Consider the following 26,259-nt stretch of genomic DNA (forward strand, 5'->3'; position numbering starts at 1 on the left):
CAGTGTCCCCCCGCTGCGTGCACGTGAGGTTTGGCGGTCGATCTGGGGACCGACCGCCAAACCCCGCATTACGCATGGGTGGATTCAGGGGGCAGGCGGGCAATTGACGGTGGGCGTGTGTGCACCTGCCCACGCGTAGACTGGACATATCACCCCGGAAGACCGAGGAATCGTCATGTCTGCCCCAGTTCGAACGTTCACCGTGCGCGACGTCCAGTTGTTGCGCGCACTCTTCGCGGCGGCATCCGCGCTGATGATCACGTTCTCGTCGGATCACTCCGCCGAGGTCGGCTTCGCCGTCTTCGGTGGTTTTGTGGCAGCGAGCGGGTTCATCCTTATCCTCGGCGCCTGGCAGTCGGTTCCGGCCGGATCACGTTGGCCATTCATTCTGCTCGCCGTGATCGACCTTATTGCGGCGGTCGCCAGCGGAGTCCCGACCTGGCGCACCGATGGTGCGTTCTTCGTCGTGGTCATCATCTGGGCTGCGGCATCCGGTCTGGTCGAGCTCATCGCCGGCCTTCGTGCACGCCGCACCGACCCGACCGCGAAGGATGCCATCACCGTCGGCGCCCTCGGGCTCGTCCTCGCGGTCGTCCTGCTCATCATCCCGGCCGACTACTCTCTGCAGTATTCGGTCGACGGTGCGGGAGCATTGACGCTCTCCGGAATCATCCTCGCCGTTGGCATGGTCGGCGGCTACACCGCTATCGTGGCGGTCTTCCTCGCGATCGCTGGCTTCTCGCCGCGGCGCGAGGCTGGGCAGAAGGATGCCGAAACCGATGACGCCACACGCGCATCGGTCGAGACTGGAGGAGCCGCGTGAGCGACAACAAGCCCAACCGTCGAGAGCTGTTGCGTCCGCTGCACCTGCTCGGCATCGCCCTTGTCTGCGGTGTCTTCGCCACGGTCGTCACCCTCGTGTCGACCGGTGCCTTCACGTCTCGCGTCAACCAGTTGATCTCCTCCGGCAGCTATGAAGGGCTGACCCCGGTCGCCCTGGGTCTCGTCATCGGCGGCGGCGCGTTCATCGTCACGCTGCTGATCATGTCGATGCTGATCCTCGCCGTCGACCCGCGCGAGTACGAAAGCAAGACCCTCGACCGCCCCGTGCTCTATGACGAGGAGCCCGGCGATCAGCCGAGCACCGACTCGACCGGAACGGACTCCACGAAGTCCTAGCGCCCGGGCATCCGCCCGCTCCCGCTCGCGCCCGGCTCGCGCCCGCGTCGCGTGCCCGCGGGCAACACAAGCCCGCCCGCGGGCGCCAGACGTCTACTTCGCGAGGCGCTCGGCGATGCCGATGTAGGTCGCGGGGGTCAGGGCGAGCAGACGCTGCTTGGCAGCATCCCCGATTTCGAGGCCTTCGACGAAGGATGCCAGCTCCGCAGCACCCACGCGGTGACCGCGAGTGAGTTCCTTCAGCAGTGCGTACGGGTCGCTGATCGTCGAACGGCCGGCGACGACCTCGGCACGGATCACGGTCTGGATGGCCTCGGCGAGAACCTCCCAGTTCACGTCGAGATCGGCGAGCAGCACGTCGCGCGCCAGTGAGATCTCGTTGAGGCCGCGGCGCAGGTTGTCGAGTGCGAGCAATGAGTGCCCGAACGCGACGCCGATGTTGCGCTGCGTCGTGGAGTCCGTGAGGTCGCGTTGCATCCGCGAGGTGACCAGCGTCTGCGACAGCGAGCCGAGAAGTGCGGCCGACAGTTCGAGGTTCGCTTCAGCGTTCTCGAAGCGGATCGGGTTGATCTTGTGCGGCATGGTCGACGACCCAGTCGCGCCCGCCACTGGAATCTGCGTGAAGTAGCCGATCGAGATGTAGGTCCAGATGTCGGTGGCGAGATTGTGCAGGATGCCGCCGGCATGACGCGTCCGGTCGTAGAGTTCGACCTGCCAGTCGTGTGACTCGATCTGGGTGGTCAGAACGTTGAAGCCGAGACCGAGCCCCTCCACGTACTCGCGGGCGATCGTCGGCCAGTCGGCGTCGGGGTCGGCCGCCAGGTGCGCCGACCAGGTGCCGGTCGCACCAGAGAACTTCGCCAGGTAGTCGGATGCCGCGATCTGGCCGCGCACGCGCTCCAGGCGCCACGCGAAGACAGCGATCTCTTTGCCCATGGTCGATGGAGTTGCCGGCTGACCGTGCGTACGGGAAAGCATCGCGGCATCCGCATGTTCGACAGCGATCTCGCGCAGCTTGGCGATCACGTCGTCCAGCGCAGGCAGCCAGACATTCTCGACCGCGCGCTTCACGGTGAGCGCGTACGAAACCGAGTTGATGTCCTCGCTCGTGCACGCGAAGTGGGTGAGCTCGGAGATGGAATCGAGGCCCAGTGATGACAGACGGTCGCGCACGAGGTATTCGACGGCCTTCACATCGTGACGGGTGACGGCTTCCTTCTCCGCGAGCCAGTCGATCTCGTTCTGACCGAAGTCACGGTACAGGCCGCGCAGACGTTCCTTGTCGGCATCCGCCAACGGCGATGTCTCGAACAGTGAACGGTCGGTGAGCGTGATCAGCCACTCGACCTCAGCCTCGACCCGGGCGCGGTTGAGACCGGCCTCGGAAAGGTAATCGCCAAGCGGTGCGACAGCCGGGCGGTAGCGTCCGTCGAGGGGGCTCAGCGGCTGGACGGGGAAGACATTCGGGGAAGTCAGGGGAATCCTCCTGATCGGGCCCCTCAAATGTGGGGCGTCGTGCGGCCGGGACGCAGGGCGGGTTCGAGCTGGCGAAACAGGCCCCGGGTTGCGGTCTCAATCATAGCGAGCACCGCATCGAACATTGCCGTGTCTGCGTAGTACGGGTCCGGTACGTCCATGCCGTCGGCGTCGCGATCGAAGGAGAGCAGCAGGATGACCTTGCCCTCTTGGTCTTCATCGCGCGCCCACTCGCGGAGAATGCGCTCATGCGTGCGGTCGAGCGCGACGACAAGATCGTTCTCCGCGAAGGATGCCGCGGTGAACTGTTTCGCGCGGTGGTGGGAGCCGTCGTATCCGCGGCGTTCCAATGTGTCGATCGTGCGGTGATCGGCGCGCTCGCCGACGTGCCACTCTCCGGTTCCCGCGCTGCTCGAGATGATTCGCGGGCCTAAGCCCTGATGTTCGGCGAGGTCGCGAAACACCACTTCCGCCATAGGGGAGCGGCAGATGTTGCCCGTGCACACGAAGATGACGCGGAAGGGATCCGGCGATGTCACGGGATCTATTCTGCCGGGCGCGAGCAGATCCTGCACAGCCGAGACCCATCTCGTTCTCCACATTCCCGCCGAGGCGTGTGCTCTGCACGGTTCGCGGGTTTCAGTATCCTGCATGCAACGCGTGCCGGGCATCCTTGGTGCATGTTCAAATTCGAGATGTCGGCCCCAATGGGCCAACTCACGGGAGCCGGCTTGGAGTGGGTACGGGCGTATACCGCGGTCGAGGACGCAATCGGTGCTCTTGAAGATGCCGGAGCCGCGCTGACTCCGCTCATCTACGAGAGCGAATGGCAGGCATATGGCGTGCGTGCGCTGCACGAGCTCATCGTCGCCCTGAAGACCCGCACGGCCATCGAGATCGGCGAGTTGGGTACTCGGCACTGGGAGATTCAGTCGAGGCCGACGCCATGAGCGGATCTGTCGACATCAACCATGGCGGCGCGATCGCGGTTGATCCCCAAGCGCTGCGATCGGTAGCGAGCGCGTTACTCGCGATTGCTCCTGCGTTCGCGGTAGCGAGCGCCGCGATTCGACGGGCTCATGGTCATGTCTTGGCGGCGCCGGGGATCGTCGGTCGCGTCGACATGGGAGCACTGTGGGCCAGCGGCGACCGGGCTGCCGCGATGGGCGAGGAGTGTCAGAGCGCGGCTCAGAACACGCTGCTGATGGCCGATGTCTACGAGCTGGTCGAGACCAGGGCAGAGCTGGCGGCGCTGGCCATTGCTGACGGGGCGGAAGCCGATGCACTCTTCGCGCGGATCGCTGAACTTGAGGCATCCGATCCTCGCGTCACCGAGATGGAGACCTGGCTCCTCGCAGGTTGGAAGGCGGGCAGGTTTGAGGGTTTGGCTGAGCAGCAACTTCAAATTCCCGGTGCTTTCGACGTCTCGTGGCTGTTCCTTCTCGCCGCGGGTATCGGCACGCAACGGTTCGGCGCCATTCGTCCGGGTGCGACTCTCTCCGGAGATGGCGGTGCGGTATCGGTGAAGCCGGTGAAGACCAGCTCTCCGATTGCGCCGCCGACGAGCCTGGCCGAAGCCTTCCGAAGGTTCCCCGAGGTAAAGGGAGCGCAGTTCAAGGTCGAGAACTACACGATGCCCGACGGCTCGCATCGATTCGTGCTCTACGCGAAGGGCACCGGTTCGCCCTGGTACGGATTGGGAAACCCACTGGACATGAAGTCGAATCTCGAGCTGTACATCGGGCAGGAGTCAGCGTCATATCAGGCGACTCTCGACGTGCTGGAGGCCGCCGGTGCACGGCCGGGAGATCGGGTAGACGTCTACGCGCACTCACAGGCAGCCATCAATGCTGCCTACCTGGCATCAGAGAGTGATTTCGATGTGAAGGTGCAGGTGACCGCGGGCAGTCCGGTGCATCCGACTCTGAATGATGACCAACTGCTGATCGAACTGCGTCACACCGACGACATCGTCAGCTCACTCGCCGGCGGCGGTGCGCCAGGCGGGAGTGGATCGCCGGACAGCTTCGTCGCCAGTCGTGTGGGAGACCCGGACTACCGCCTGCACGACCTGCTCATCAAGACGCACTATCTCGATACCTACATCGAGACGGCAGAGATGGTCGACGCATCGGGCGACGTGCGGCTGCACGCGATCGAGGTGAACTGGCGCGAGCTCAATGAGGCCGTGCTGATCGAGGCGACCGAGTATGAGGCAGAACGGGATTGACCGTATGCCCCGGGGTCAGTCGCGCACCGCTGTCAGTCGCGGCGCTTCCTCTTCTGTGGGCGAAGGATCGCTCCGAAGACGGCGTTGATGATCGAGATGATGATCGCCGCGACCACGCCCCACCAGAAGTCGCCAACGGTCAGGCCCCATCCGAACCCCGAGGTGATCACCGCGGTCAGCCACAGCAGGAACCCGTTGATGATCAGGCCGATGAGTCCGAGAGTGAGGATGTACAGCGGGAACGCGACGATCTTCACAATGGTGCCGATGATCGTGTTCACGAGGGCGAAGATCGCGCCGACAGCCAGGAAGGTCAACACCAACTGCAGCGTCTCGCCGGGTGCGAAGGCAGTGACGGACACTTGCAGAACGGTAATCAGCGTCACCACCCACAGGGCGAAGGCGTTGACGACGACACGAATAATAAAGCGCATGGTGAATTCAGTCTCGCATGACGGGCGCCGGATGTCACCGACACCCGCATGATTGCGGAGAACACTGTCCGAACCGCCGCTCGCTCGTAGACTCATCCTCGTGACCGAGCCCATCCTTCCCCGCATCCGTCCTGAGATCGCGGCGCTCGCGCCGTACAAGCAGGGCCGCCAGGCGGGGCCAGACGCGTTCAAGCTCTCCAGCAACGAGAACCCCTTCGATCCGTTGCCGTCCGTCCTGGAAGCGCTCGCGCACACCACCCCCATAAACCGCTATCCGGATGCCACGGCCGCCCGGCTGCGCGAACGCCTCGGAGCCCGCTACGGCGTTGACACCGATCAGGTGCATGTCGCGAGCGGCAGCGTCGCGATCCTCTACCAACTGGTGCAGGCCGCCGCATCCGTCGGCGATGAGGTCATCTACGCCTGGCGCTCCTTCGAGGCCTACCCCGGGTTGCCGCTCGTCGCTGGCGCCACCGGCATCCCGATTCCGCTGACGGCTGACGCGCGGCACGATTTGGACGCGATGGCGGATGCGGTCACCGAAAACACCCGCACCATCCTGCTCTGCACGCCGAACAACCCCACCGGCCCGATCATCACGAGCGTGGAGTTCGAGGCGTTCGTGAACCGCGTTCCCGCCGATGTGCTCATCATTCTCGATGAGGCATATACCGAGTTCGTGACTGCTGATGACGCCGTCGACGGCCTCGCCGAGCGCGTATACGAGAAGCACCCGAACGTGGTCGTGCTGCGCACCTTCTCCAAGGCATACGGATTGGCCGGCCTTCGAGTCGGCTACGCGATCGGTAACGCGAAGGTGCTCGACGCGGCCAGGGCCACCGGCATCCCGCTGTCCGTCACCTCGGCCGCAGAGATCGCCGCGATCGCGAGCCTTGATGCCGAAGCCGAGCTCATGCAGCGTGTGGCAGTAGTAGTCGAACGACGCACGACGCTGGTGGCAGCCCTCCGTGCGCAGGGTTGGGCTGTGCCTGACAGCCAGTCGAACTTCGTGTGGCTGCCCGCGGGCGAACGCACAGACGAGATCGCCGCAGCCTTCATCGAAGCCGACATCATCGTTCGGCCGTTCTCGGGGGACGGCATCCGTATATCCGTCGGGGAGCATGAATCCGTGGAGAAGGTCCTACAGGTTGCTCAATCCGTTGTGGAGCGTCTCCAGTAATCTGCGGAGATGCTCGACTAGCGTGGAACGGTGACCTCGTCAGAGACCGATATCGTCCGCGTCCTGGAAGCGGACGGCCGTTTTGCGCCCAGTCCTGCCGCCGAACAGTACCTGCCGTTGATCGATGCGATCAGCGACGCAGAGCTTGAGCAGTTCTATCGCGACATGGTCGTCATCCGCGCCATCGACGATCAAGCCACCAACCTGCAGCGCCAAGGACAGTTGGCACTGTGGCCGCCGAGTCGTGGCCAGGAGGCAGCCCAGGTGGGGTCTGCCCGCGCCGCTCGCGAGCAGGACACCCTGTTCCCCTCCTATCGCGAGCATGTCGTCACCCGCATCCGCGGCGTCGACACCATCGGCATCATCAAGCTGATGCGCGGCATTTCGCACGGCGGATGGGATCCGACGGATCCCAAGAACGGCAACACGCGGCTGTACACGCTGGTGCTCGGCTCGCATGCCCTGCACGCTACGGGCTACGCCATGGGCCTCAACTTCGACGGCAAGACCGGCACCGGCGACCCTGAGCGTGATGAGGCGGTGGTCGTCTATTACGGGGATGGCGCTTCCAGTCAGGGTGACATCCACGAGGCGATGGTTTTCGCCGCCAGCTACCAAGCCCCGACGGTGTTCTTCCTGCAGAACAACCAGTGGGCGATCTCGGTTCCGGTGGCTACGCAAACGCGGGTGCCGTTCGTGAAGCGCAGTGCCGGCTACGGCATCGAGAGCATCCATGTCGATGGCAATGATGTGCTCGCGAGCTATGCCGTCTCCCGCGTCGCTCTCGATGAGGCGCGCGCCGGGAAGGGCCCACGGGCGATCGAGGCCGAGACCTACCGCCTCGGTGCGCACACCACGAGCGACGATCCAACCAAATATCGCACCAGCGATGAAGAGCAGTCGTGGGCGAAGCGCGACCCGATCACGCGCATGCGCGCCTTCCTTGAGGGCAAGGGGGCGAGTGACTCTTTCTTCGAGGAAGTGAGTACCGAGGCATCCGATGCGGCGGAAGACCTCCGCGTTCGCACTCTGGCCCTCGAATCGCCGCCGGCAAACCTGATCTTCGACCACGTCTACAGCGAGCAGCATCCGCTGATGGATGAGCAGCGCGCGTGGCGCGAACAGTACGAGGCGTCTTTTGAGCAGCCGACGCAGAACGGAGGCGCCCACGCATGACGCTCGAGACCATGCCATTCAGCAAGGCACTCAACGCTGGCCTGCGCAAGGCCATGGAAGACGACCCGCGCGTCCTGCTCATGGGCGAGGATATTGGCAAGCTCGGCGGGGTTTTCCGCATCACCGAGCACCTGCAGCGGGACTTCGGTGAGAACCGCGTCCTCGACACTCCGCTTGCGGAATCAGGCATCGTCGGCACCGCGATCGGCCTGGCGATGGCCGGCTTCCGCCCGATCTGCGAGATTCAGTTCGACGGGTTCGTGTTCCCGGCGTTCGACCAGATCACCACGCAACTGGCGAAGCTGACCAACCGGCACGAGGGCACGATTTCTATGCCGATCGTGATCCGCATTCCCTACGGCGGACACATTGGCGCAGTTGAGCATCACCAGGAAAGCCCGGAGACATACTTCGCGCACACCCCCGGCCTCCGTGTGGTGTCGCCGTCAACCCCGAACGATGCTTACTGGATGATCCAGGAGGCGATCCGCTCAAACGACCCGATCATCTTCCTCGAGCCGAAGAGTCGCTACTGGCACAAGGGCGAGGTTGAGCTCGAACAGTCCACGGCGGCCCTGCATGCATCGCGAGTGGTGCGCTCCGGCACCGACGTGACACTGGTCGGCCACGGCGCAATGGTCACGGTGTTGCTGCAGGCGGCCGCGCTCGCCGAGGGTGAGGGTACGAGTTGCGAGGTCGTCGACGTACGCTCGCTGTCACCGGTCGACTACGGCCCGATCCTCGATTCGGCCCGCAAGACCGGCCGCATGATCTATGCCCAAGAAGCCCCTGGCTTCAACAGTCTCGGCAGCGAAATCGCCGCGACCGTGATGGAGCGCGCGTTCTACGCCCTGGAGGCGCCCGTGCTGCGGGTGTCGGGCTACGACGCTCCGTTCCCGCCCGCCAAGCTGGAAGGCACCTTCCTTCCGGATGCCGACCGCATCCTCGAGGCCGTCGACAGGTCGATGGCGTACTGAGTCGTTTCGAAAGGACTCGCAATGAGCACGCAGAACTTCACTCTCCCGGACGTCGGCGAGGGCCTGACCGAAGCTGAGATCGTCACCTGGAAGGTCGCGCCTGGCGATGCGGTTGCGATCAATGACGTGATCGTCGAGATCGAGACCGCCAAGTCGCTCGTCGAGTTGCCCTCGCCGTACGCCGGCGTTGTCGGTGAGCTGCTCGTGAGCGAGGGGACCACGGTCGAGGTCGGCGCGCCGATCATCAGCTTCGTGTCGGATGCTGCGACAGCTGAGTCTGCGACGCCCGCTGCCCCGGCCGCTGAGGAGGCCGGAGGTGCGGTGCTGGTCGGCTACGGAACGGGAGCGGGCGCGACCTCGCGGCGCACGCGCCCAGCGGTGCGCTCGGTGCGCTCATCGGTCGGCGTGATTGCGAAGCCGCCGATTCGCAAGCTCGCACGCGACCTGGGCGTCGACCTGTCGGCTGTCACCCCGACCGGTGCCGACGGGGAGGTTACACGCGACGATGTCGTAGGGCACGCCTCGCAGGCCAGCGTCTTCCGCAACATCGAGACTCCGGAGTGGAGCACTGTGCGTGAGGAGACCGTTCCCGCGCCGAAGAGCGCGCCCGTCGGTCTTGCTCGCGGTGTGACTCCTACGCCGGCTTCTGACCCTTCGCGAACGGAGTCGATTCCGGTCAAGGGCGTCCGCAAGGTCAGCGCCTCTGCCATGGTGCAGAGCGCCTACAGTGCACCGCACGTCACGGTGTGGAAAGAAGTCGACGCGACTCGCACGATGGAGCTGGTTAAGCGGCTCAAGTCTTCCCCGGACTACACCGACATCAAGGTCTCGCCGTTGCTGATCGTGGCCCGTGCCGTTATCTGGGCTGTGCGCCGCAACCCGATGGTCAACGCCGCCTGGGTTGAGACCGAGGACGGCGCCGAGATCTCGGTGCGCCACTACGTCAACCTCGGCATCGCGGCGGCGACGCCGCGCGGGCTTCTGGTGCCGAACATCAAGGACGCCCAGGACCTCAGCATGAAGGACCTCGCCCGCGCCCTCAACCGGCTCACGCTGACCGCGCGCGAGGGTAAGACTCCGCCGATCGATCAGCAGGGCGGCACGATCACGATCACGAACATCGGCGTCTTCGGTATGGATGCCGGAACCCCGATCATCAACCCCGGCGAAGCAGGCATCGTGGCGATGGGCACCATCAGTCAGAAGCCGTGGGTCGTCGACGGTGAGGTGCGCCCGCGCTTCGTCACCACCGTTGCCGGCTCGTTCGACCACCGTGTGATCGACGGCGACGGCATGAGCCGTTTCATCGCCGACGTGGCCAGCATCCTCGAAGAACCGGCACTGCTCGTCGACTGACGCCGCGCCAGCGGTGATCCGCGCGACTGTGATCGTCGCGCTGGAATGCCAGCGTCGGCTTCATAAGGGGGATGCGGGCGCGCTGAGCCGCTTCTCCGCGAGTCGGGGCACCGTCCGCTCGCGGGCTGCGCGTCGAGCGGTCGCGATGGCTCCAGCCGACACGACTTCAGCGCCCAGAGTCGAGGCGACGATCTGGGGCGCCGGCAGGTGCAGCTCGTCGGGGAGGATGCGCCGGGCCGCGGCGAGCACAGGTTCGATGCTCTCGGCGACCGCCCCGCACACGATCACGCGTGACGGGTCATACATGCTGCCGAGTACTCCGACGACTCGGGCGACGGTCGCGCCTACACGGTTAGTGACGAGCACCGCATCCGCGTCTCCTGAGGCAGCGAGGGTCAGAACCAGACGCGCATCGATGTGATCCCTGTCGACCAATCGTCCCACTGCACTGTCGAGCGCGATCTCGCCGGCCTCGACCGCAGCGCGGGCCTGATCCTGCACGGAGTATCGGAGCCCGAAGGCGGAGCCGACGCCCACGATGTGATCGAACACGACACCCTCGCCGACGCCGCCGTGCGCACCGTGCAACACATGTCCGTCGACGACCACTCCACCGCCGAAGCGCTCGCTGGCAAGCAGGGCGACATAGTCGCGGCATCCGATCGCAGCGCCGACCGCGCCCTCGGCAATTGCGGCGAGCTGGGCGTCGTTCTTGATCTCCACGACGGGCGCCCAGTCCCGCAGTGCTTCCGCGAGGCCGGGATTCGTGCGCTCCCAGAAGCCGTCTGGGTGCGGCGGTGAGATGCCGTCGCGATTCACGGGAGCGGCGACTCCTACGCAGAGCGCAAGCACGTGATCTCGGGGAGTGCCGGCCTCTTCGAGCGCAGAGCGCAGTTGGTCGATGATGGTTGACCGACGCTCGTCAGCCGACTGGGTTGGAGCCACCTCGACTCGGTGGTGCACGAGCGTGCGGTCGAGTGGATCGGCGACGGTCACGGCGATGTGGGTGTCACCCGCGTCGATGCCGACGATGACGCCGAGATCGGTGGAGAGGGCGAAACGTCGGGCTGGGCGACCGGAACGGTAGTTGCCGGTCGCCCGCGCATTGGGAAGTTCGCGAAGCACCTCGGCGCCGAGCAAAGTGTCGATTGCGTCGATGGCGGTGGATCGTGTGAGTGACGTGGCGGCCATGGCGTCTGTGGCGGTGAACTGCCCTGCCTCCCACGCGAAGTCAAGGATGGCCCCGACGCTCGCGCGTCCGGTTCCGAGATCCGTCGACACTTCCGTCATACCCCTTGACCTTCCCGTCGTTCTAATGAGAGAGTACCTCTCGACAGTAAATTTGCTCACTAGATTTAATGTGCGGATCTATCGGATCGGGAAGGACAACGGTGTCTGACAAACGAACACGCGCGTTGCGGATGCTGGCCGGAGGTCTCGGTCTCGCGATGGTCGGGGCGGCCCTCACCAGCTGCGCGGCCGGCTCCGGAGCGGAGACGATTCGCTTCACGTTCAACAAGCGCGAGGCGATCCCTTTCATGACCGATCTCGTCGCCGAGTACAACTCGTCGCAGGACGACGTACGGGTGGAGATCGACACCTCGGGTCCCGATGTCATCTCCGCCAGCTTCGTGCGCGGCAACCCGCCCGACCTCATCCTCGGCAACTACAACTACGAGATCGCCCGCTTCGTGCAGCGCTGCGCTCTCATCGATCTCTCCGAGACGGATGCGGCAGCCAGCATCCGGGACGATCTGCAGCCGCTCATGGAGCAGTACGGATCTTGCGAGGGTCGCACGAGCGCTCTGCCCTACTCGGTGATGGCGGCCTCCGTGATCTATAACAAGGAGATTTTCCAGGCCCAGGGGTTGGAGGTGCCGCAGACCTGGGACGAGTTGATCGCCGTGTGCGAGCAGTTGAAAGAAGCCGGAATCGATCCCTTCTACGCGACGTTCAAGGACGACTGGACCGTCGGGCAGGGCTGGTATGACTACACGATCGGCGGCTCCGTTGACACGATCGACTTCTTCGACGCCATGGCCGTTGAAGGCGCAGCGGTCGGCCCCGACTCCGATGTCTCGTTCGAGAAGGACTTCGCCGAGCCCATGGAGCAGATGATGCAGCTCGCGGACGACTACACGAATGAGGATGCGGCGAGCCGAGGCTACGGCGATGGCAACCTCGCCTTCGCCAAGGGAGAGGCAGCGATGTATATGCAGGGGCCGTGGGCGTTCAGTGAGATCGCCAAGACTGCACCGGACCTTCAGCTAGGCACCTTCCCGCTGCCCATGACCGACGACCCGGCCGACCTCGGTGTGCGCGTGAATATGGACCTCGGCGCCATGATCCCCGAGGGGTCGCGGCACCAGGAGGCGGCGCGCGACTTCCTCGAGTATCTGTACCTGCCCGAGAACATCGAGGAGTACAACGCGTCGCAGCTCGGCTTCACACCGACCAAGGATGCCCCGGCGCCCGATGATCCACGCGTCGAGGGAATGATCGATTACTACGAGGATGGGCAGATCTACCAAGGGCCCTCGGTGCTCGTGCCCAAGACGATCCCGGTGATGAGCTATGCACAGGCGATGGTGCTGGGAGCCCCGACCACCTCGACGCTGCGCACCATGGACGCGGATTGGGCTCGCATCGCCTTCCGCGCGCCGATCCCCACCACAGGCGATGCGGCAGCCGGCGAGACAGAGGAGTCCGCACCGTGAGCACCACCGCAGCCGCGAACACTACGCGGCCGAACAGTCCGACGACGGACACGACCTCGATCGTCACCGGAAAGGGACGCAAGCTCCGGCGCCACACGCGCCGGGTCGAGCCGATCTACTACCTCTTCCTGCTTCCAACGCTCGTACTTTTCACCCTCGCCATCACGCTTCCCGCTGCCATGGGAATCTTCTTCAGCTTCACCGACTCGATCGGTATCGGCGAGTGGAGCTTCAACGGGCTGACCAACTACATCGCGATGTTCAGCGATCCGTCGATCCTGCAGAGCTACCTATTCACGTTCGGGTTCTCGCTCGCCACGGTCATCGTGGTCAACGTGATCGCCTTCCTGCTCGCGGTCGGTCTCACTTCACGCATCCGCTTCAAGACGGCGCTGCGCACGATCTTCGTGATCCCGATGGTCATCTCGGGCATCATCATTGCCTACGTCTTCAACTTCCTCTTCTCCAACTCGATCCCTGAAGCTGGCGCGGCCGCCGGCATCCCCTGGCTCGCTACGAGCCTGCTGGCCAACCCTGATCTCGCCTGGGTGGCGATCGTGATCGTGACCGCATGGCAGGCCATTCCCGGCGCCTTGCTGATCTACATCGCAGGTCTACTCTCGGTGCCGGGCGAGGTCTACGAGGCGGCGAGCATCGACGGCGCGAGCAAGCCTCAACAGCTCACACGCATCACGATCCCGCTCGTCGCAGGCTACGTCGTGATCAACATCATCCTCGGATTCAAGGGCTTCCTGAACGCCTACGACATCATCGTCGGCCTCACCAACGGCGGCCCTGGAACCTCGACACGCAGCGTCGCGATGACGATCATTGCGGGCTTCAACAGCGGCGACTACGCCTACCAGATGGCCAACGCGACGATCTTCTTCATCGTCGCCGTGCTCATCTCCCTCCTTCAGCTCTCGCTGACCCGCGGAAGGAATGCTCTCTGATGTCAACGCAGACACTCACCACGATCCCCACTTCGGGCAAGAAGCCGCGCATGCGAATGGAGCGGGTGAGCTGGTCGGGCACGATCATTCTGATCCTGTGCGCTGTCACCGTGCTCCTGCCGCTGTACGTGACGATCTCGATGGCGTTCAAGACCACAGGCCAGGCGGTCGACGGCAACGCCTTCTCCCTCCCCGCGCCGTTCAGCATCGACGGGTTCATCGAGGCGTGGAACCTCACGAAGTTCCCCGTCGGCGCAGGCGTCTCGCTGTTGGTCACCGCCGGCACTGTGATCGCGACGATCCTGCTTGCAGCCTTCGCGTCCTACGCGATCGTGCGCAACTGGGATCGCCGGCTATTTCGCTACTCGTTCTTCTACCTGCTCGCGGCGATGTTCATTCCGTTCCCGGTAGTCGCGCTGCCGCAGATCCAGCTCACTGGACGCGTCGGGCTGGACAACCCCTATGGCGTGATCATCCTCGCGACGATGTTCCAGCTCAGCTTCAGCGTGCTGCTGTTCACTGCTTTCCTGCGGTCGATCCCGATCGAACTCGAAGAGAGCGCACGCATCGACGGCGCGACGACGTGGCAGACGTTCTGGCAACTGATCTTCCCGCTGCTCGCCCCGATGAGCGCGACCGTCGGCATCTTCGCGTTCCTCTACGCCTGGAACGACTTCATGATGCCATCGCTCATCATCTCCGATCCGGCGATGCAGACGCTGCCGGTGCGACAGAATCTCTTCCAGACGCAGTTCAGCAACAACTACAACGTGTCGTTCGCCTCGTATCTGATGGCGATGGCACCCGCGATCCTGGCGTACCTCTTCACGCAGCGCTTCGTCATGGAGGGCGTGACTCAAGGTGCAGTCAAGGGCTGACTCTCACCTGAACAGACCACCGCAAGAAAGAGGGAGTAACACTTTTCATGACTGATGCGCTTCTCACCGAGACCCGCGAAGACGACACCCGCGAAGACGACAAGACGGCAGCGTGGTGGCGTCAGGCCGCCGTCTACCAGATCTATCCTCGAAGCTTCGCCGATGCGAACGGCGATGGGCTCGGCGATATCCCTGGCATCCTGTCCCGCGTCGACTACCTCGCCGATCTTGGGATCGACGCGGTCTGGCTGAGCCCGTTCTACCCATCGGAGCTCGCCGACGGCGGATACGACGTCGCCGACTACCGCAACGTTGACCCGCGCCTGGGCACACTTGCAGACTTCGACGCGATGGTCGAAGCGCTGCATGACCGTGGCATCCGTGTCGTCGTCGACATCGTTCCCAACCACACCTCCGACCAGCACGAATGGTTCCAGGAGGCGTTGGCGGCCGGCCGGGGGTCGGCGGCACGCGAGCGGTACATCTTCCGGGAGGGCAGCGGCCCCGACGGTGCAGAGCCGCCGACCGACTGGGGCGCGGCGTTCGGTGGTGGTGCGTGGGAGCGCGTCGAGGACGGACAGTGGTACCTCCACAGCTTCGCCATCGAGCAGCCGGATCTGAACTGGGATCACCTGGAAGTCCGCGAGGACTTCCTGACCACTCTGCGCTTCTGGTCGGACCGCGGGGTCGACGGCTTCCGAATCGACGTCGCGCACATGCTCACGAAGGACCTCAGTGAGCCGCTGCCCTCGCAGGCAGAGCTTGACGCGATGGACCGCACCTCTGGCAGCCATCCGCTGAGCGACCGCGACGACGTGCACGAGATCTACGCCGAGTGGCGGAAAGTCTTCAACGAGTACGACCCGCCGCGCACGGCGGTCGCCGAGGCATGGGTTGCTACGCCGGAGCGTCGCGCGAAGTACGCGTCGGCTGAGGGGCTCGGTCAAGCGTTCAACTTCGACCTCCTTGTCGCCGACTTCGACGCTGAGGAGTTCCGTCGCATCATCGCGGACAACCTGCAGCAGGCGCGCGGTACCGGATCTTCGACCACGTGGGTGCTCTCCAACCACGACGTCACGCGGCACGCGACCCGGTACGGATTGCCCCCGCTCGACGGGCGCCCGGTCAAACAGGGCACCGAATGGGTGGCTGCCGGTGGCCCCGAAGATCTGCTCGATCGCGAGCGAGGCCTCCGCCGGGCACACGCGGCCACACTGCTTCTGCTGGGGCTCCCTGGCAGTACCTACCTCTACCAGGGCGAGGAACTCGGACTGCAAGAAGTCGCGGAAGTCTCGGCGGAGCAACGGCAGGACCCGTCGTTCTTCCGCGGTGCCGAGTTCGACGGCCTGGGGCGCGACGGATGCCGTGTGCCGCTGCCGTGGACGGCAACCGGTCCCTCCTTCGGGTTCGGCGCGGCTGGTGCGCATCTGCCGCAACCGGTCTGGTTCGCCAAGTATGCCGTTGAGGTTGAGGCGGCTGATCCGTCGTCGACGCTCTCGCTGTACCGTGAGGCGCTGCGTCAGCGACACTTGCTGCAGACAGAGGAGAGCCTGGAGTGGATCGAGACGGGCCGGGCTGACGTGCTGCGCTTCGCGCGGCCGAACGGCTGGGAAGTTGTGGCGAACTTCGGGATCGATCCGTTCGAGCTTGGGGCACGCGCCGCGGATGTTGTGCTCGGAACCGTCGTCGACGATGCCGTGCCGGGGGAAACCACGGTCTGGATCGCACCGACCGGGTCCGTCGGCTGACACTGCTATTCAAGCGATTCGCGGACGGAGGGGTCGCATATGGCCGCTAATTCACTCTGCGACCGACCATGTGCGACCCCTCCAGGCAGATCGGCGTTTCCGTCTCGCGCCCAGGGGTCGCACATGGTCGCTCCGGCACGCGTTGAGCGACCATGTGTGACCCCGCGTCGCCCCCCCCGCGTCGCCGCGGAGAGCACTCGTCTCGGGCACGTTATGAGAATGGTTATCATTAGCGTGTAGAATCGAAGCATGAAGAAGCCCGTCGTCGCCCTTGCACTTGCATCCGTCTCTGCTCTCGTGCTGGCTGGATGCTCCAGTCCTGCAAACTCGGCGGGCGCCGACAACGGTGCGATCCAGGTCATCGCGAGCACCAACGTCTACGGTTCGCTGGCAGAGCAGATTGGCGGCGATCGGGTCGAGGTGACCTCGATCGTCACCTCCGCAGCGCAGGATCCGCACTCCTATGAGGCATCCGCTCGCGATCGGCTGACCGTGCAGAATGCCGACCTTGTCATCGAGAACGGTGGCGGATATGACTCCTTCATCGACACGCTGCTCGGTGATTCCGACGCGCATGTGCTGACCGCAGTCGAGTTCGCGCACGACTACCTGGGCAACGAAGGCCACCAGGATGCCGATGACGCCCACGCAGATGAGGAAGAGCACGACCACGCGGAAGAGGCGGACGCGGAAGAAGCTGACGGGCACGAAGCTGACGGGCACGAGGCCGACGACCATGAGGGCCACGACCACATCGAAGGATTCAACGAGCACGTCTGGTTCGATCCGCACACGATGGTCCACGTGGTCGAGGGAATCGCCGAGGAGCTGACCGAACTCGACCCGGACGGCGAGGCCGACTTCACCGCCGCAGCCGACGCGATCATCGCCGAGCTCGAGGGCTTCGAAGCAGACCTCGAGACGCTCGGCACTGAGGCAGACGGAGCGTCCGTCTTCATCACCGAACCACTTCCGGGCTACATCGCCGCGGCCGCAGGCCTGACCGATATCACCCCCGAAGGCTTCGCCGAGTCGGTAGAAGAGGGCAACGACGTTGCGCCCGCCACCCTGCTCGCCGCCCTTGAGGTGATCGACAGCGGTGACGTGCAGGTGCTTCTCACCAACGCGCAGACCGGTGGTGCCGAAACGCAGCGAGTAGAGGATGCCGCAGAGGCCGCTGGCATTCCCGTGGTGGCTTTTACGGAGCTACTTGAGGACGGATCGTCGTACGCTGAGTGGATGCACGATGCGATCCAGAACCTCGCCGACGCGCTCCGGTCGTGAGTGCGGGCGATACCGAGCGCGCTCCGATACTCGAGATACGCGGCGCTGGACTTCATCGCGGCAACCGTGAGCTGTGGTCCGGGCTCGATCTGACCGTCGAACCAGGGGAGTTCATCGCGGTGCTCGGGCCCTCCGGCTCAGGCAAGACGACGCTCATGCGGGCGATCCTCGGCCTGCAGTCACTCAGCGAAGGCAGCATCCGGGTCGCAGGCACGCCAGTGCACCGTGGAAATCCGCGCATCGGCTATATCCCGCAGCAGCGGCCGCTTCCGCCAGACACCAGCATGCGCGCCCGTGATGTCGTGGCGCTGGGGGTGAACGGCACCCGGTTCGGCCTTCCGATCCCGCGTCGCGGTGACCGCGCTCGCGTGGATGCTCTCCTCGAAGGCGTCGGCGCATCCCACTTCGCGGATCGACGTGTGGGGTTGCTCTCCGGTGGGGAGCAGCAGCGCCTCCGTGTCGGTCAGGCCCTCGCCGATGAGCCCACGCTCCTTCTCTGCGATGAGCCGCTCTCGAACCTCGACCTCGCCAATCAGGTGGGCATCACCGACATCATCGACCGGCAGCGGCGCGAGCGCGATGCTGCGGTGCTGTTCGTCACCCACGACATCAACCCGATCCTTGGCCGCGTTGACCGCATCCTCTACATCGCCGGAGGCCGTTTCGTGCTCGGTACTCCCGAGGAAGTGCTGCAGAGCAGGGTTCTCACCGATCTGTACGGCACCCCCGTCTTCGTGCTGCGCGCGGGCGACCGTCTGGTGGTCGTCGGCGTCCCAGACGCGGAGCCGCATCACGATCACGGAGACCACGACGCAGGAGAGGCCGCATGATCGCCGCGACCGGCCTCTGGCAGGCCGTCGACTGGAGCGACGTCTTTTCCTTCCAGGATTACGGCGCGCTCGTCGCCCTGCTCTCAAACTCGATCATCGCTGGTGCCGTTCTCGGCATCGTCGGCGGGTTGATTGGCGTTTTCGTCATGCAGCGCGACCTTGCCTTCGCCGTGCACGGCGTGAGTGAGTTGTCGTTCGCGGGAGCTGCGGCGGCACTGCTGTTCGGCGGCAGCGTCGTGGCTGGATCCCTCGGCGGTGCGCTGGTGGCGGCGATTCTGATCGGAATCCTCGGTGCCAAAGCCCGCGATCGCAACTCGATCGTCGGGGTGCTCATGCCGTTCGGGCTTGGTCTCGGCATCCTGTTCCTCTCGCTCTACGACGGACGCAGCGCGAATCGCTTCGGTCTGCTCACTGGGCAGATCGTGTCGGTGTCGAGTCCCGACCTCGGCTGGCTGATCGGAATCAGCGCCGTCGTGCTCATCGGACTGCTGCTGATGTGGAACCCGTTGCGGTTTGACTCATTGGATGCCGTGGCAGCCTCTGCCCGTGGCATCCCGACCCGAGCGCTGAGCCTGGCGTTCATGGTGCTGCTCGGGCTCATCGTCGCCGTCGCCGTGCACATCATCGGCGCGCTACTGGTGATGGCGCTGCTGGTGACACCGGCCGCGGCCGCGATGCGCATCAGCGCAGGACCCCTCGCTGTGCCATTGCTGGCCGCGCTGTTCGGCTTCGTCTCTGCGGTCGGTGGCATCCTGCTCGCGCTCGCTGGTACTCTGCCGGTGAGCCCGTACATCACGACGATCTCGTTCCTCATCTACGCCGGATGCTGGATCATCCAGGCCAGGCGGGATCGGGTGCGTCGGCGAGAGTCATCCCCCAGGATGACCTGAATACGGCGCTGTGCGGACGACGGCCGCGTACGCAGTGGCAAGGCTGGCACTATGCATTCTTTGACGCGTCCGGTGGCTGCGCCATCTGCGATCCACGTTTCCACCGCTGCGATCAGCGCGAACACGCGAACGATGACGCGCGTCTGCGGGACGCCGGTGATGGCGGTGGTCAAGGCAGACGGCTTCGGTCTCGGGGCCGAGCGAGCCGCTCGCGCCGCACTCGCCGGAGGCGCCACCGAGCTGGGAACGGCGACGTGCGACGAGGCGATCGAGTTGCGCCGTGCGGGATTCGACGTTCCGATCCTCGCTTGGATGCTGCACGACGAGGCGCCGATCCGTGCGGCGCTCGAGCACAGCATCCGGCTGTCGCCAGCCTCGGTGGGACAGCTGCTCACCATCGCGCGCATCGCCGCCGAGATCGACGTCATCGCAGAGGTCGAGCTGGAGCTGGAGACGGGGATGCATCGATCCGGGTGTGCCCGACCGCACTGGGACGAGCTGTTCCGGACGGCACATGCGCTGCCGTCCGTGCGGGTGATCGGACTCTGGACTCATCTCGCAGGAACAGCCGCCGAACAGTACACCGAGCCACTTGACCGACTCGCAGAGGCGGCCGCGACGGCTCGGCGAGCGGGGCTTACCCCTCGGCTGCACGCCGCCGCCTCGCTGTCGGCGACGCTCGACAATCGGGTGCGGCTGGACATCGTGCGACTGGGGGCGAGCCTGTTCGGGATCGAACCGCTGCCGACGGTGCCGGTTGGCCTGGTGCCGGTGGCGCGCTGGGAGACGCGTGTGAGCCAGACGCGCGAGGCCGTGCCTGGCGACACCGTCGGATACGGGCAACGCGCGCTCGATCGTCACACCAGGTTGGCGCTGATCCCGGTCGGCTACGCAGACGGGGTGCCGCGTCGGGCCGTCGTCGAGGGGGCGCCGCCGATGACCGTGATGATCCGCGGCCGCCGGTTTCCGTTCATCGGCGCGATCTCCATGGACCAGTCGATCATCGACGTCGGGCGCAGCGGCATCGAACCTGGGGAGCGGGTGACGTTGATCGGTGATCCCCGGAGTGGTGAGCCAGGGTTGAGCGAATGGGCAGACACCCTCGGCACCATCGCCCAGGAAGTGCTCACCGGGCTCGGACGACGGGTCGCACGGCTGGAGGAGACGGCATGAATCGCGTGGTGGTGCTGTTCGGCGGGCAGAGCACCGAGCACGAAGTGTCTGTCGCGTCGGGGGAGGATGTCGTCGCGGCACTAGGTGGGCGTCACAGCGTCGTGGGAGTGCGGATTGACCAGAACGGCGGATGGCACCTCGGCGACGGTCCCGCAGTCGCAGCGGAGGATGTGCTCGTCGAACTGGAGCCCGACGACGTCGTGTTCCCCGTGCTGCATGGCGGCTGGGGAGAGAACGGTGGTCTGCAGCGCGAACTGGAGGGTCGCGGCATCCGGTTCGTGGGAAGCTCGGCCGCGGCGTGCGAGATCGGGATGTCGAAGCTCGCGACGGCCCGGGCCGCAGCCGGACGCGGTGTCCCGACCATCCCCACACATGTGCTGAGCCGGGCGGATCACTTCGCGGATCCCGATCTGCGGGCTTCGGCGTTGGCGCACGTCGCCCAATGGCCGCTCATCGCGAAGCCGAATGCCGGAGGCTCCAGTGTCGGCGTGTTCGTCGTGCGCTCGAAGAGCGATCTGCGGGTCGCACTTGACGATGTCTTCGAGCTCGACCCGATCGCGCTGCTGCAGCCTCTCGTCACGGGGAGCGAGGTGAGTGTGGGCGTATGGGCGGGGCAGGACGGAGCCCTGCATGCGACCGGTGGGTCACTTCTGCATCTGCCGGACGGGGAAGACGCCTTCAGTTACGAGCACAAGTACGCCGGTGCCGGCGGCTGGCTGGAGATCCCGGCGACGTTCCCGGCAGACGACCTGGCCGACCTGCGCAGGTGCGCGCTGCAGGTCGCAACGGCCGTCGGCGTTTCGGGTCTGGCGCGGGTCGACTTCTTCCTCAGCACGGACGGTGTGGTCCTGAACGAGATCAACACCATGCCGGGGCTCCGGCGGGAATCGCATTTCTCGCGTCTGGTCGCCGCAGCGGGAGTGGGATACGAAGAGCTTCTGGACGGATTGATCGCCCAGGCGCGCGCCAGGAAACGTCATCTCGTCTCGACCTGACGCATGGATCGGGGAAGCGGGCGAGCTTCGGCCCGCGGGTTCCCAGCCACGTCAGAGCGCCGCGGCTTAGACTCAAGCCATGGCTCAGCGGAACACTTGGCAGCGCGAGCGAGTGCGGGAAGCACTCGCCGATGCGCGCGGTTTCGTGAGCGCGCAGAGCCTGCATGCCACGCTCCGTGAGGAGAATACCGGCATCGGTCTCGCCACGGTCTATCGCGCGCTGTCTGGGCTCGCGGCATCCGGCGACGCCGACTCTTTGCAGAGCCCGGAGGGGGAGGCGATCTACCGCGCCTGCTCGACGGAGGGTCACCACCACCACCTGATCTGCCGGTCGTGCGGACTGACTGTCGAGATTGAAGCGACGGAGGTTGAGGCCTGGGCGCAGCGCACCGCTTCGCTGCACGGCTTCAGTGAGGCCGAGCACGTCGTCGACATCTTCGGACTGTGCACACCCTGCGCAAATCGGCGGGCTGCAGCAGCAGGGGTGGCGTGAGCACCGTCACCGGGAGACGCTCCAGCGATTCAGCGGGCATGCCTGCACGCGGCAAGCCCCGCTCCCCATGGCTCGGTGTGCTGATCGGCGTCGCCGTCATCGCCGTGCTCTTCCTGATCGACAGGTTCGCACCGGCACTCTTCCAGGACTCGCTGCCGCACCGCGCGCAGGACGGCCTCACTCTTGCACTCAGCGTGCTCATCGAGGCGCTGCCATTCATCGTTCTCGGCGTCGTGCTGTCAATCGTGGTGCAGGTATGGCTGCCGCCAGACACCATCCAGCGCTGGCTGCCGAGGCAGGGCTGGGCTCGTCGCGCCGTGCTGTCGCTGCTCGGGATGCTGATCCCGGTCTGCGAATGCGGCAACGTGCCGTTCGCCCGCGGCCTGATGATGCGCGGTCTCGCGCCTGCGGAGGCGATGACCTTCCTGATCGCCGCGCCCATCGTGAACCCGATCGTGATCATCACGACGCACGCGGCGTTCGGCTGGGACGGCGGCATCCTCGTCGCGCGACTCGTCGGCGGTTACTTGATCGCGAACCTGATCGGCTGGATCTACAGCCGCCACCCCGCACCGGATGCGCTGCTCACCCAGCAGTTCACCGCCACACGTGAGCGGATCACACACGAGCACGGCACGCCCACAAAGCGAAGCCTCACCCAGTTCCTCGTCGAGCTGCGCGCCGTCATGCCCGCACTCGTGATCGGCTCCGCGCTCGCCGGAGCCGTGCAGGTGCTGATCCCGCGCGATGTGCTGCTTTCGATCGGATCGAATCCGGTGCTGTCGATCGTCACGATGATGGCGCTGGCGATGACGGTCGCGATCTGCTCGAACGTCGACGCCTTCTTCGCGCTGTCTTTCGTCTCGACGTTCTCCTCCGGTGCGCTGATCGCATTCCTGCTGGTCGGGCCGCTGGTCGATATCAAGATGCTGGCCCTGCTGCGCACGACGTTCACCGCTCGCACATTGGTCGGCGTCGTCGCCGTGGTGTTGGCAAGTGCCTTTGCGATCGGGATCGGGGTGAACGTCTTTGGCTGAGTCGTCTGCACCCTCACACGCATCCGCCCCATCGCGCTGGAAGGCAATCGGAACTCGCTGGCTAGGCCTCGGTCTCGCCGTCGTGATCTCGGTCGTGACGCTTGGCCTTGCCATCTCCGGACAGCTCACCCTCTACATCAGCCCCGAGTCGATCTGGTTCGCCTGTGCCGGGGCGGTCGTCGTGCTCGCCGGAGCGATCTGGTCGTGCACAGTGCCGCTCGGTGAGGAATCCGATCACGGGCATGAACACGGACACCATCACGTGGATGCTGGCGAGGCGGATGCCGCGAAATCCCGCCGCCGTGCGCTCAGCGTCGTCGGCACCGTTTCCGCCGGCGTGATCGCCAGCGGTGTCGTCGTCGCTGCCCTCGTGCTGCCGCCTGCCTCGCTGTCCGTGGAGCTCGCGATGTCACGCGCCGGTGCGGATGGCGCGCTGTTCGCCGGAGTGGACACTCCGACGCTCGGGGTGGCCGACACGACCACCTTCGGTGTCGGCGAGTGGTCGAGCGTCTTCGCGACAGCATCTCGCCCCGAGTCCTATGACGGCCAAACCGTCACTCTCACCGGTTTCGTCACGCCGGGCGGAGAATCGGATGCCGTGAACCTCACCCGCATGATCATCACGCACTGCGTGATCGATGCTCAGCCAGCCGCCGTGCCGGTGAACATCGACTCAGGCGAGTACGGCACCGGACAGTGGATTGAAGTCACCGGTACCGTCAAGGCCGACTCCGATGGGTCGCTGCGCGTCGAGCCCACCTCTGTGGTCACGATCGACGAGCCGGGGGATCCCTATGAGTACTGAGGGTCACTCGACGCCGCCACAGACGCGTGCCGAGGCAAGGGCCGCCCGTGAGGCTGAGGCTGAGGCTGCGGAGCGAGAAGCCGCTGCGCGCGCGGCCGATGCTCCTCAAGCGGTGGTGCCAGCCATTCCGGAAGCGCCGGTCGACGGCACTTTCATTCCACCGCTCGCCGTCCCCGTTGCTGAGCCTCTTCTTCCCGTCGCTGAGCCTGCGCCTGCGGTCGCTGAGCCTGCGCCTGCGGTCGCTGAACCTGTCGATGTGCCCGAAGCATCCGGAGCATCCGAACCGCCCCACGCGCCGAAAGACCGACGCTTCCTTTACACGCTGCTTGCCGTCGTCGGCATCCTCGCGGTCGTCGTCGCCGGCCTCAGCGTCGTCAGTCTCACGCAGGGGCCGCGGCTGAGCGAGGTGCAGGTGGATGAGAGCGAGGCGATCGAGGTCTCCGGCAGTCGCGTCATCCTCACTGCAAACCAGTCGCTGCAGGAGATAGATGAGGCTCAGGTCACTGTCGAACCTGCGGCCCCGTTCACGATCGATGCCGCAGGGCGGAGCATCGGCATCCGGTTCACCGTCCCGCTCGACGACGCGACCAAGTACACAGTCAGCGTCGCTGACGTCACCGGCATCGGCGGAGGACCCACTTCCGAGCTGACGACCAGTTTCACGACTCCGGCCGCCGAGATCTTCCTGCTCAACAGGACAGACGAAGACGACTCGATCTTCCGCGCCGACCTCAATGGCGATGGGGTGCCGGTCTTCACGCATCCGCGTATCAATGATTTCCGCGCCACCGCCACGAGTCTCGTCGTCGCCGTCGAAGATGACGACGGCTCGAGGATTCTCGTCATGAACCGCGATGGGAAGAACGTACGTGAGTTGACGCTCCCAGGAGATGGCTACGTCAGCTCGGTGCAGGTCTCTGATCGGGGCGGTCTGGTCGGTTACATCTACTCGGACCGTGAGATCAGCGAAGACAGCGGTCGCGCGAGCGTATTGGTCACCCAACCGCTCAGCGGCGGCGGCGAGCCGCAGATCGTGCAGGTCGGCGAGGAAGAGGCCAGCATCGCGGAGTGGCAGTTCGTGCCGGATTCCGCTGCCGTGCTGTTCATCGACTTTGCGGGAACACTGTCGCTCGATGATCGCGCGGGGGATGCCGGAGCCCAGAACATGGGCATCGCGATGCATCTGCTCGGAGTCTCGCGCGGCACTTACACCGCCATCATCGAGCACATCGACGGCAGCATCGTGGAGCTGAACCTTGCCGACGGCTCGGAGACTCCGCTCGCGGCATCCGACCCTGACTACGGACCGGCCACGACCATCACTCCCTACCCTGGGGGCACGCTGCGCCACGTTGTTTCGCGCGATGAAGCTGGGCTGCCGACCGGCCAGGCGATCATCCGCGTCGATGATGAAGGAGCGGCCACGCCGCTGCTCGAGGTCGCCGGCGGCAGTGCGATCCTGCAGGCGTGCGCTTCGCCCAGCGGGCAATATGCCGCCGTGACCGTCGCTCCGGATCTGACCGAGAACGCGTACGACGACATGCTCGTGCCGCTGCCGAGGACCCTGCAGACGCACCTGCTTGACCTGCGTTCGGGTGAGGAAATGCCCGTGCTCACCGGATTCGACATCTCGTGGTGCCAGATGGCACCGGCCTTCTGAGCACATGACGCTGCGCCGTGCGACCAGGGCAGAGCTCGCGGGACTGCCGCTTGACGTTGCTCCTCGCCTGCTCGGCGCCGAGCTTCGTACGGTCGTCGATGGCCTCGAAGCGCGCCTGCGCATCACTGAGGTCGAGGCGTACCACGGACAGGGCACGGGGGAGGCGGCAGACCCCGGGTCGCACGCGCGCATGGGACGCACCGCCCGCAACGCCATGATGTGGGGCGAGCCGGGGCACCTCTACGTGTACCTCAGCCATGGCATCCACTCCTGCGTCAACGTCGTGTGCGGGCCAGACGGTCTCGCCGGAGGTGTGCTGCTGCGTGCCGGTCAGGTGATCGAAGGGGCGGATGCCGCGGCATCCCGCTCCGGCAGGGCAGGACGCGATCTCGCCCGCGGGCCCGGTCGGTTAGGTCAGGTGTCTGGGCTCCGGCATCCACTTCACGATGGGCTCGACGCGGTTACCAACAAGCCGCTGAATGGCGCGCGTGCGCAATTATGGCTCGACGACCCCGTCGCAGACATTTCCACAGGCCCACGCGTCGGCGTTGCCGGCATCGCTGGAACGAGCGCCTTCCCCTGGCGATTCTGGATCGAGGGTGACCCGACGGTCTCGGTGTTCCGCTGGGGACGGGGCGCGGCCGAGAGTCAAGCCATGCTAAACTGACTCTTTGTCTGCGCACACTCCTGTGCGTGGTTCGTGTGTTGTGGCCCCGAGCTTGTTGAAGGGCGCGGCACGCAGACAAGGGATCTTGGGTGAGGCCGTCCGGTCTCACGGTAATGAAGGA

The 26,259-nt window shown here is 65.4% G+C and carries 26 protein-coding genes; 22 read left to right on the top strand and 4 right to left on the bottom strand.

What is annotated here, in order from left to right:
• Window positions 1-175: 175 nt before the first annotated feature.
• Together AC1C2Q_RS10195 and AC1C2Q_RS10200 are read left to right on the top strand one after the other, a co-directional pair.
• Window positions 176-823, top strand: coding sequence for an acyl-CoA synthetase (locus tag AC1C2Q_RS10195; protein WP_495430979.1), 648 nt, complete (start codon window positions 176-178; stop codon window positions 821-823).
• Window positions 820-1,179: a hypothetical protein gene (locus AC1C2Q_RS10200; protein WP_495430980.1), complete on the top strand. Its 360-nt coding sequence runs from the start codon at window positions 820-822 to the stop codon at window positions 1,177-1,179. The genes AC1C2Q_RS10195 and AC1C2Q_RS10200 overlap by 4 nt, the downstream gene beginning before the upstream one ends.
• 93 nt (window positions 1,180-1,272) lie before the next feature.
• On the opposite strand, the gene purB is transcribed toward AC1C2Q_RS10200, so the two are convergent.
• Together purB and AC1C2Q_RS10210 are read right to left on the bottom strand one after the other, a co-directional pair.
• Window positions 1,273-2,682 carry an adenylosuccinate lyase gene (gene purB, locus AC1C2Q_RS10205; protein ID WP_495430981.1) on the bottom strand — a complete coding sequence of 470 codons (1,410 nt, stop codon included), beginning with the start codon at window positions 2,680-2,682 and terminating at the stop codon, window positions 1,273-1,275.
• Complete coding sequence (locus AC1C2Q_RS10210; RefSeq protein ID WP_495430982.1) at window positions 2,679-3,194, bottom strand: low molecular weight protein-tyrosine-phosphatase; 516 nt, start codon at window positions 3,192-3,194, stop codon at window positions 2,679-2,681. Before AC1C2Q_RS10210 ends, purB begins: the two co-directional genes overlap by 4 nt.
• 141 nt (window positions 3,195-3,335) lie before the next feature.
• Between AC1C2Q_RS10210 and AC1C2Q_RS10215 the strand changes: the two genes are divergently transcribed.
• Together AC1C2Q_RS10215 and AC1C2Q_RS10220 are read left to right on the top strand one after the other, a co-directional pair.
• Window positions 3,336-3,605, top strand: a complete 270-nt coding sequence (locus tag AC1C2Q_RS10215; protein ID WP_495430983.1) for a hypothetical protein — start codon at window positions 3,336-3,338, stop codon at window positions 3,603-3,605.
• Entirely contained in the window at window positions 3,602-4,885 is a 1,284-nt protein-coding gene (locus tag AC1C2Q_RS10220) for a hypothetical protein (RefSeq protein WP_495449998.1), read from the top strand. The genes AC1C2Q_RS10215 and AC1C2Q_RS10220 overlap by 4 nt, the downstream gene beginning before the upstream one ends.
• A 32-nt stretch (window positions 4,886-4,917) precedes the next feature.
• Here the strand turns inward: AC1C2Q_RS10220 and AC1C2Q_RS10225 are convergent, their stop codons facing one another.
• Entirely contained in the window at window positions 4,918-5,319 is a 402-nt protein-coding gene (locus AC1C2Q_RS10225) for a phage holin family protein (RefSeq protein WP_495430985.1), read from the bottom strand.
• Window positions 5,320-5,419: 100 nt separating this feature from the next.
• Here AC1C2Q_RS10225 and AC1C2Q_RS10230 point away from each other — a divergent pair, with 100 nt between their 5' ends.
• Genes AC1C2Q_RS10230 through AC1C2Q_RS10245 form a run of 4 tightly spaced genes read left to right on the top strand, consistent with a single transcriptional unit; the run spans window position 5,420 to window position 10,008 of the window.
• Window positions 5,420-6,499: a histidinol-phosphate transaminase gene (locus AC1C2Q_RS10230; RefSeq protein ID WP_495449999.1), complete on the top strand. Its 1,080-nt coding sequence runs from the start codon at window positions 5,420-5,422 to the stop codon at window positions 6,497-6,499.
• Window positions 6,500-6,529: 30 nt separating this feature from the next.
• On the top strand, window positions 6,530-7,675 hold the full coding sequence (locus AC1C2Q_RS10235; protein ID WP_495450000.1) for a thiamine pyrophosphate-dependent dehydrogenase E1 component subunit alpha: 1,146 nt from the start codon (window positions 6,530-6,532) through the stop codon (window positions 7,673-7,675).
• Window positions 7,672-8,652, top strand: a complete 981-nt coding sequence (locus tag AC1C2Q_RS10240) for an alpha-ketoacid dehydrogenase subunit beta (protein WP_495430988.1) — start codon at window positions 7,672-7,674, stop codon at window positions 8,650-8,652. Before AC1C2Q_RS10235 ends, AC1C2Q_RS10240 begins: the two co-directional genes overlap by 4 nt.
• 21 nt (window positions 8,653-8,673) lie before the next feature.
• Window positions 8,674-10,008 (top strand): dihydrolipoamide acetyltransferase family protein, encoded by a 1,335-nt coding sequence (locus tag AC1C2Q_RS10245; RefSeq protein WP_495450001.1) that lies wholly within the window; start codon window positions 8,674-8,676, stop codon window positions 10,006-10,008.
• Window positions 10,009-10,068: 60 nt separating this feature from the next.
• Here the strand turns inward: AC1C2Q_RS10245 and AC1C2Q_RS10250 are convergent, their stop codons facing one another.
• Window positions 10,069-11,298 (bottom strand): ROK family protein, encoded by a 1,230-nt coding sequence (locus AC1C2Q_RS10250; RefSeq protein ID WP_495450002.1) that lies wholly within the window; start codon window positions 11,296-11,298, stop codon window positions 10,069-10,071.
• A gap of 101 nt (window positions 11,299-11,399) precedes the next feature.
• On the opposite strand from AC1C2Q_RS10250, the gene AC1C2Q_RS10255 reads away from it, so the two are divergent.
• From AC1C2Q_RS10255 to AC1C2Q_RS10320, 14 genes are all read left to right on the top strand, one after another.
• On the top strand, window positions 11,400-12,725 hold the full coding sequence (locus tag AC1C2Q_RS10255) for an ABC transporter substrate-binding protein (protein WP_495450003.1): 1,326 nt from the start codon (window positions 11,400-11,402) through the stop codon (window positions 12,723-12,725).
• A gap of 59 nt (window positions 12,726-12,784) precedes the next feature.
• Window positions 12,785-13,678 carry a carbohydrate ABC transporter permease gene (locus AC1C2Q_RS10260; protein ID WP_495450569.1) on the top strand — a complete coding sequence of 298 codons (894 nt, stop codon included), beginning with the start codon at window positions 12,785-12,787 and terminating at the stop codon, window positions 13,676-13,678.
• On the top strand, window positions 13,678-14,556 hold the full coding sequence (locus AC1C2Q_RS10265) for a carbohydrate ABC transporter permease (protein ID WP_495450004.1): 879 nt from the start codon (window positions 13,678-13,680) through the stop codon (window positions 14,554-14,556). Before AC1C2Q_RS10260 ends, AC1C2Q_RS10265 begins: the two co-directional genes overlap by 1 nt.
• Before the next feature lie 47 nt (window positions 14,557-14,603).
• Window positions 14,604-16,304: a glycoside hydrolase family 13 protein gene (locus AC1C2Q_RS10270; RefSeq protein ID WP_495450005.1), complete on the top strand. Its 1,701-nt coding sequence runs from the start codon at window positions 14,604-14,606 to the stop codon at window positions 16,302-16,304.
• A gap of 249 nt (window positions 16,305-16,553) precedes the next feature.
• Window positions 16,554-17,588: a metal ABC transporter solute-binding protein, Zn/Mn family gene (locus AC1C2Q_RS10275; protein ID WP_495450006.1), complete on the top strand. Its 1,035-nt coding sequence runs from the start codon at window positions 16,554-16,556 to the stop codon at window positions 17,586-17,588.
• Window positions 17,585-18,418 carry a metal ABC transporter ATP-binding protein gene (locus tag AC1C2Q_RS10280; protein WP_495430995.1) on the top strand — a complete coding sequence of 278 codons (834 nt, stop codon included), beginning with the start codon at window positions 17,585-17,587 and terminating at the stop codon, window positions 18,416-18,418. The genes AC1C2Q_RS10275 and AC1C2Q_RS10280 overlap by 4 nt, the downstream gene beginning before the upstream one ends.
• The gene (locus tag AC1C2Q_RS10285; RefSeq protein ID WP_495430996.1) at window positions 18,415-19,308 is read left to right on the top strand and encodes a metal ABC transporter permease; all 894 of its coding nucleotides are present in this window, start codon (window positions 18,415-18,417) and stop codon (window positions 19,306-19,308) included. The genes AC1C2Q_RS10280 and AC1C2Q_RS10285 overlap by 4 nt, the downstream gene beginning before the upstream one ends.
• Window positions 19,309-19,359: 51 nt before the next feature.
• Window positions 19,360-20,481, top strand: a complete 1,122-nt coding sequence (gene alr, locus AC1C2Q_RS10290) for an alanine racemase (RefSeq protein ID WP_495450007.1) — start codon at window positions 19,360-19,362, stop codon at window positions 20,479-20,481.
• A complete protein-coding gene (locus AC1C2Q_RS10295) occupies window positions 20,478-21,476 on the top strand; it encodes a D-alanine--D-alanine ligase family protein (protein ID WP_495450008.1) in 999 nt (332 codons plus the stop codon). Before alr ends, AC1C2Q_RS10295 begins: the two co-directional genes overlap by 4 nt.
• Window positions 21,477-21,555: 79 nt before the next feature.
• Window positions 21,556-21,969, top strand: a complete 414-nt coding sequence (locus AC1C2Q_RS10300) for a Fur family transcriptional regulator (protein WP_495430999.1) — start codon at window positions 21,556-21,558, stop codon at window positions 21,967-21,969.
• A gap of 38 nt (window positions 21,970-22,007) precedes the next feature.
• The gene (locus AC1C2Q_RS10305) at window positions 22,008-23,006 is read left to right on the top strand and encodes a permease (RefSeq protein WP_495431740.1); all 999 of its coding nucleotides are present in this window, start codon (window positions 22,008-22,010) and stop codon (window positions 23,004-23,006) included.
• Window positions 22,999-23,811, top strand: coding sequence for a TIGR03943 family putative permease subunit (locus tag AC1C2Q_RS10310; RefSeq protein ID WP_495450009.1), 813 nt, complete (start codon window positions 22,999-23,001; stop codon window positions 23,809-23,811). The genes AC1C2Q_RS10305 and AC1C2Q_RS10310 overlap by 8 nt, the downstream gene beginning before the upstream one ends.
• On the top strand, window positions 23,801-25,471 hold the full coding sequence (locus tag AC1C2Q_RS10315) for a hypothetical protein (protein WP_495450010.1): 1,671 nt from the start codon (window positions 23,801-23,803) through the stop codon (window positions 25,469-25,471). The genes AC1C2Q_RS10310 and AC1C2Q_RS10315 overlap by 11 nt, the downstream gene beginning before the upstream one ends.
• A gap of 4 nt (window positions 25,472-25,475) precedes the next feature.
• Window positions 25,476-26,138 (top strand): DNA-3-methyladenine glycosylase, encoded by a 663-nt coding sequence (locus AC1C2Q_RS10320; RefSeq protein WP_495450011.1) that lies wholly within the window; start codon window positions 25,476-25,478, stop codon window positions 26,136-26,138.
• Window positions 26,139-26,259 lie beyond the last annotated feature (121 nt).

The sequence above is a fragment of the Microbacterium sp. Y356 genome (assembly GCF_059445355.1).

Excerpts from the sequence above, each read along its gene's own strand:
- AC1C2Q_RS10195 (WP_495430979.1), top strand. The coding sequence starts at position 176 with ATGTCTGCCCCAGTTCGAACGTTCACCGTGCGCGACGTCCAGTTGTTG.
- AC1C2Q_RS10275 (WP_495450006.1), top strand. The coding sequence starts at position 16,554 with ATGAAGAAGCCCGTCGTCGCCCTTGCACTTGCATCCGTCTCTGCTCTC.
- AC1C2Q_RS10295 (WP_495450008.1), top strand. The coding sequence starts at position 20,478 with ATGAATCGCGTGGTGGTGCTGTTCGGCGGGCAGAGCACCGAGCACGAA.
- AC1C2Q_RS10265 (WP_495450004.1), top strand. The coding sequence starts at position 13,678 with ATGTCAACGCAGACACTCACCACGATCCCCACTTCGGGCAAGAAGCCG.
- AC1C2Q_RS10215 (WP_495430983.1), top strand. The coding sequence starts at position 3,336 with ATGTTCAAATTCGAGATGTCGGCCCCAATGGGCCAACTCACGGGAGCC.
- AC1C2Q_RS10250 (WP_495450002.1), bottom strand. The coding sequence starts at position 11,298 with ATGACGGAAGTGTCGACGGATCTCGGAACCGGACGCGCGAGCGTCGGG.
- AC1C2Q_RS10315 (WP_495450010.1), top strand. The coding sequence starts at position 23,801 with ATGAGTACTGAGGGTCACTCGACGCCGCCACAGACGCGTGCCGAGGCA.
- AC1C2Q_RS10240 (WP_495430988.1), top strand. The coding sequence starts at position 7,672 with ATGACGCTCGAGACCATGCCATTCAGCAAGGCACTCAACGCTGGCCTG.
- AC1C2Q_RS10270 (WP_495450005.1), top strand. The coding sequence starts at position 14,604 with ATGACTGATGCGCTTCTCACCGAGACCCGCGAAGACGACACCCGCGAA.
- AC1C2Q_RS10285 (WP_495430996.1), top strand. The coding sequence starts at position 18,415 with ATGATCGCCGCGACCGGCCTCTGGCAGGCCGTCGACTGGAGCGACGTC.
- AC1C2Q_RS10225 (WP_495430985.1), bottom strand. The coding sequence starts at position 5,319 with ATGCGCTTTATTATTCGTGTCGTCGTCAACGCCTTCGCCCTGTGGGTG.
- AC1C2Q_RS10220 (WP_495449998.1), top strand. The coding sequence starts at position 3,602 with ATGAGCGGATCTGTCGACATCAACCATGGCGGCGCGATCGCGGTTGAT.
- AC1C2Q_RS10305 (WP_495431740.1), top strand. The coding sequence starts at position 22,008 with ATGCCTGCACGCGGCAAGCCCCGCTCCCCATGGCTCGGTGTGCTGATC.
- AC1C2Q_RS10300 (WP_495430999.1), top strand. The coding sequence starts at position 21,556 with ATGGCTCAGCGGAACACTTGGCAGCGCGAGCGAGTGCGGGAAGCACTC.
- alr (WP_495450007.1), top strand. The coding sequence starts at position 19,360 with ATGCATTCTTTGACGCGTCCGGTGGCTGCGCCATCTGCGATCCACGTT.
- AC1C2Q_RS10320 (WP_495450011.1), top strand. The coding sequence starts at position 25,476 with ATGACGCTGCGCCGTGCGACCAGGGCAGAGCTCGCGGGACTGCCGCTT.
- AC1C2Q_RS10245 (WP_495450001.1), top strand. The coding sequence starts at position 8,674 with ATGAGCACGCAGAACTTCACTCTCCCGGACGTCGGCGAGGGCCTGACC.